A 4,887-nucleotide genomic window follows, 5' to 3' on the forward strand; every position below is an offset into this window, starting at 1 on the left:
TGCTGTTTTCGTGAAGCTGTAGCAATAGACTCGAACTTGCCTGGTGCCCACCCGCCAGAACCCTACAACTATAAAAAGCAAGTGGAGACACGAATGAGTGCTCAAGTATCGTTCGAAGATTTACCGCTAAGCCGTTTTCATATCAGGACGGTGTTCAGTGGTACAGGAGGACAATTTAGCGACGGATTCGTGCTCGGTATCATCGGGATTGCCGTAAGTATGGCGGCTGGCCCTCTACAACTGAACGCCTTGTGGATGGGGCTTTTAGGTGCTGCCTCATTGGCAGGCTTATTTCTCGGAAGCCTTTTTGCTGGGCCGATTGCTGACAAATTCGGTCGTCGCACCATCTTCGCCTGGGACATGCTGTTATTCGCGATCATATCTGCGTCGCAATTCTTCGTTTCCTCTCCCGAGCAGTTGCTAATTCTACGTTTGTTACTTGGCCTCGTTTTGGGCTTTGACTACGTGGTGAGCAAGTCACTGGTCACTGAGTTCGCTCCGCGCCGCTACCGTGGAAGACTGTTGAGCGTGCTCGCAGCCGCATGGGCTTCTGGTTATGTGGTTGCCTACCTAGTCGGCTTTGCAGTGAGGGACATCGGCCCGGACGCGTGGCGGATCATGCTCGCGTTGAGCGGCCTTCCCGCACTGCTGATTTTGCCGCTGCGTATGGGGGTACCAGAGTCGCCAATCTGGCTGATGGCGCGGGGTCGAACTGAGGAAGCTATGGCCATCGTCAAAAGCAAATTTGGCCCGAATATCAATCTTCCCGCTCCTACCAACACCCCGCAAAAAAAGGGTGGGCAATGGGCTGAACTGTTCAGCAAGCGGTGGCGGAAAAACACGCTGGTGGGATGCGTTTTCTACACCTGCCAGGTCATTCCTTTTTTTGCACTCGGGACGTTCTCTCCAAAAGTTCTTGAAGCCCTGAACGTGCAGGACAAGTTCGTAGGTGGACTGGTCTACAACGTCTTACTCATGATCGGTGCACTGGTTGGCCTGATGATCATTGACCGAATTAGCCGTCGTACTTTTCTGATCGGCACGTTCTACCTAAGTGCCGTTGGACTGGCTGCGTTGGCCTACGGAGGTTTCGGCCCCCTGGGCACGATCCTTACGTTCGGTTTCTTTGCCTGCGTACTGGCAGCCGCTGTGAACCTGGAATTCGTCTACCCACCAGAGCTGTTCCCGACTCACTTGCGTGCATCCGGGATCGGCTTGGCCGTCGCGGCAAGTCGGTTTGGTTCCGCCTTCGCGACTTTCCTGCTGCCAATTGCCGTGCAACAGGTGGGCATTCATGCCGCGCTTGGTGTCTGTGTAGGTGTTTTGGTGTTTGGAGGGGTTTTCTGCCACGTGTTTGCACCGGAGACCAGCGAAGAAGACCTATCTGGGGTCACCTCCGATGTTGGCGGAACAGAAGCCAGCCACCTTAATGGCGGAATGGTTGCGGTAAGCCAGCCTTGCAAAGGGAAATAACTGCCCAGGTGACCTTGGCGCACAGGCCGGATGAGATATCGGAGGAAGAATAATGTCTGCGAACAAACTCATCGACATGTATGCGGTGCAGGTTTTCATCGCTGTTTCTGAAGAGGGCAGCATGTCTGGAGCCGCCAGTCGTATGGGGATCTCCCAGTCCGGGGTATCGCAGATAGTTCGTCAACTGGAGGAGGAGTTGGGCGTCGTTTTGGTCGACCGATCCACGCGCCCTTTATCGTTGACACCTTACGGAATCGCGTTGAGAAATCGCGGTTCCCTGATCAGTGAAGAACTCTCCAATCTCAAGGCTCAGGTGGTCGATGCGGGACGAGGTGTGAAGCCGGACTTGCGGATGGGACTTGTTGACTCGTTCGCTGCGACCTGTGGATCTCTCTTCACCAAACACCTGCTTGGCAAAGTTTCTCAATTGTCGATCCGCACCGGATTGAGCCCGCAGCAGGGAGAGTCACTGCTGCGGCGTGACCTCGATTTGATCGTAACTAGCGACCCGCTCATGGATGCAAATGAGGTGGTTCGATACAAGCTTTTTTCGGAAAAGTATTTCGTCATTACACCAAGGGATATGCATAAGGAAATCACCACGGTGGAAGACGTGAGGGCTATGGCGAATGTGATGCCCGTTGTCCGGTTTAACCGGAACTCCCAGGTAGGCAGGCAGATAGAACGCCATCTGCGCGCCTTGAATATCCGGGTACCAAACAGGTTGGAGCTGGACAACGCGGACGCGCTCACGTCCATGGTTGCGGAAGGGATTGGATGGGCAGTAACCAGTCCCATGTGTTTTCTCCAAGCCTCGGCTTGGGTCGACAAAGTGACTGCCCACTTGGCTCCCGAGCTTGGGCTGGAAAGATCGCTCTACTTAGTGGCTCGTCGTGACGAATACAGCGCATTTTTTACCGAGGCCTGTGACATCGCACGCGAAGTAATTACTGGCTCATTTATTCCGAGGCTGAAGTCTCTGAACGCGGGCGTTGAAGCATTAGTGAATTTTGATGAGGGTGTAACACATGACTACTTTTAATCCTGCTGAAACCAGAATCGAAGCTGACTATGTTGGCGAAGTGCAAATCCCTGGCGACAAACTCTTCGGCGTGAACTCTGTTCGTGGTTTTCAGAACCTGAGTATTTCTCCACTGACGGTTGCGCATTACCCTGAGTTCAGAAACGCCTTCGCTCAATGCAAGTGGGCTGCGGCGCTGGCAAACCTAGACAGTGGTGTGCTGCCCAGCGCCCAATGTGAAGCGATTATCCTGGCCTGCCGTGAAGTGATCGAAGGCAAGTGTGACGACTCGCTGATTGTCGATCTTCTGGAAGGGTCGGGCGGTACTTCGACCAACATGAATTTCAACGAAGTGATCGCCAACTGTGCGCAGCGTTTGATGGGGCATGCAGCCGGCTCTTACGACGTGGTTCATCCCAACGATCACGTGAACTGCTCGCAGTCGACCAACGACGTCTATCCAGCTGCGTTGAAAATCGCGACCTACGCAATGATGGGGCCTCTGATCAGCGAGGTGGAAAAACTCGCCGTGCAGTTCGACCGCAAATCCGAGCAGTTCGCCGATGTACTTCACCTGGGACGCACCTGCCTTCAGGATGCTCAGCCGATGCGGCTGGGCCAGTTGTTTTCCGGCTACGCCTCACTGACGCATCGTCTGGCGGAAGAGTTGCGCAACGTGCGTGGCAAGCTGTTGACCCTGCCATTAGGCGGTACAGCCATTGGCACAGGATTCGGTGCACCGGCAGCCTACCGTGGTTTCGTCTATCAGCATCTGGCGAAGATCACCGGCGTGGCTTATCAGGCTCCGACGAACTCGTTCGATGCCATGCAGAACATGGATGTGTTCTCTCGGGTTTCCGCTGAACTGCGCACTTGCTCTGCGTCGCTCTCAAAGATCGCATCCGACCTGACCGTGCTCTCTTCTGGCCCGGTGGGTGGCATCGGCGAGTTGATCCTGCCGGAGGCACAGGCGGGTTCATCAATCATGCCAGGCAAGGTCAATCCAGTATTGCCGATGTCCATGATTCAGCTCAGCTTCGCGGTTATCGGAAACGACACAGCCGTCGCACAGGCCGTGCAATATGGCCAACTGGAAATCAATCATTTCGAGCCTGTGGTTTCCTCCCGCGTATTCGACAGCATCAGCCTTTTGACCAATGGCATTCAGCGTTTCCGCGAGAAGTGCATCGAGGGCATCGAAGCCAATGCTCAACGTAATGAAGAGCATGTAGTCCAGTCCATGGCTGTAGCCACAGCGCTTGTTCCCAAGTTGGGCTATGCCAAAGTGAGCAAGCTGGCGCGCCAGTCAGTCGCTGAGGGTCGGTCACTGCTGGCCATCCTTGAAGAGTCTGGACAGATGACTCAGGCAGAGGCGATGGCCGCTATCGAGAAAGCCACTCACCCTGTATTTATTGATTAAACCTTGAACGATAGCGGTTGGAGAATCCCTGACCGCTTGCCCCCTGTACTCGAGGTAAATTTCTCAAACCCGCAGTTTAATCGTATTGACCACGTCGCCGTTTGGAAATGCTGCACACGTTCTGATCTGGTAATACGCAGTGCAGGGGGTAATGAGCGCCCTGCAATCTATTCCCGCTTTGCATTCAAACTGAGCTGACGTCCACAATGTCGGACGTCAGCTCCTCTCATTTATCACGTTCCCCCAACGCTAATTGCCTGTCCACGTGGCTCTTCTGATCACTCGTGCAGATACCAAGTTAACGCTGCAGCATGAGAGGGATCAACTGAGTTCACTGGCTAGAACGATGACACTGTAAGTCCTATCGAGTTGAATTCTTTGGCGTGTTGGCAGGTTCTGCGTTCTCGAGGAAGCCTCGGGCCAATTGCTGATACAACTCAGGCCCCATTCTTGAGCTGACAGCCTTAGCAATCAAGGCTACCGCCATAAGGCTGATCACCATACTGTGGCTATCAATCATTTCCATTACGATGATTGCGGAGGTGATTGGCGACTGAGTAACCGCAGCCAGAAAACCAACCATACAGAGTGCGATAGTGGGCTGCGCGGCCAGGTGGAATAGCTCTGCGGTATTCGAGCCGACTGCTGCCCCCACAGCGAGCGAAGGAGCGAAGATACCTCCTGGAATACCAGAAAAGTAGGTCACTACCGTCGCTAGGAAGCGCGTAATCGGTGCGTGCCATGGCAGGACAACATCGGATGCTATGACCTGAGAGGTGATGCCATATCCGCTACCGAACGACATTCCGCCACTCAGCCAGCCCAATATTGCGACGATCAACCCACAGATACCGGCAAACCACACTGGATGTAGGCGTCGCCAATGCCAAATTATGAAATGAGGATGACGCTGTGGCCATAACAACATTCGGCTGAATAAACCACCCAATAGTCCACATCCAATCCCGATTAC

General features: G+C 54.1%; 4 protein-coding genes. 3 read left to right on the forward strand and 1 reads right to left on the reverse strand.

Going from position 1 to position 4,887, the window contains the following annotated elements; translation table 11 throughout:
* Positions 1 to 93: 93 nt before the first annotated feature.
* From ACRESJ_RS08650 to ACRESJ_RS08660, 3 genes are read left to right on the forward strand one after another with little or no spacing between them, the layout of a single operon-like run.
* Positions 94 to 1,473, forward strand: a complete 1,380-nt coding sequence (locus ACRESJ_RS08650) for an MFS transporter (protein WP_431757538.1) — start codon at positions 94 to 96, stop codon at positions 1,471 to 1,473.
* 52 nt (positions 1,474 to 1,525) lie between these two features.
* The gene (locus tag ACRESJ_RS08655; protein WP_431757539.1) at positions 1,526 to 2,515 is read left to right on the forward strand and encodes a LysR family transcriptional regulator; all 990 of its coding nucleotides are present in this window, start codon (positions 1,526 to 1,528) and stop codon (positions 2,513 to 2,515) included.
* Positions 2,502 to 3,914 (forward strand): aspartate ammonia-lyase, encoded by a 1,413-nt coding sequence (locus tag ACRESJ_RS08660; RefSeq protein WP_431757540.1) that lies wholly within the window; start codon positions 2,502 to 2,504, stop codon positions 3,912 to 3,914. The genes ACRESJ_RS08655 and ACRESJ_RS08660 overlap by 14 nt, the downstream gene beginning before the upstream one ends.
* A 361-nt stretch (positions 3,915 to 4,275) precedes the next feature.
* Here ACRESJ_RS08660 and ACRESJ_RS08665 read toward each other — a convergent pair.
* Positions 4,276 to 4,887, reverse strand: a 612-nt coding sequence (locus ACRESJ_RS08665; protein ID WP_431757541.1) for a chloride channel protein, incomplete at its 5' end; no start/stop codon positions are given.

Origin of the sequence: Pseudomonas sp. (assembly GCF_050739655.1) — a bacterium.
Taxonomy (GTDB): Bacteria; Pseudomonadota; Gammaproteobacteria; order Pseudomonadales; family Pseudomonadaceae; genus Aquipseudomonas.

Coding starts and splice junctions, on each gene's coding strand:
- ACRESJ_RS08650 (WP_431757538.1), top strand. CDS start 94: ATGAGTGCTCAAGTATCGTTCGAAGATTTACCGCTAAGCCGTTTTCAT.
- ACRESJ_RS08655 (WP_431757539.1), top strand. CDS start 1,526: ATGTCTGCGAACAAACTCATCGACATGTATGCGGTGCAGGTTTTCATC.
- ACRESJ_RS08660 (WP_431757540.1), top strand. CDS start 2,502: ATGACTACTTTTAATCCTGCTGAAACCAGAATCGAAGCTGACTATGTT.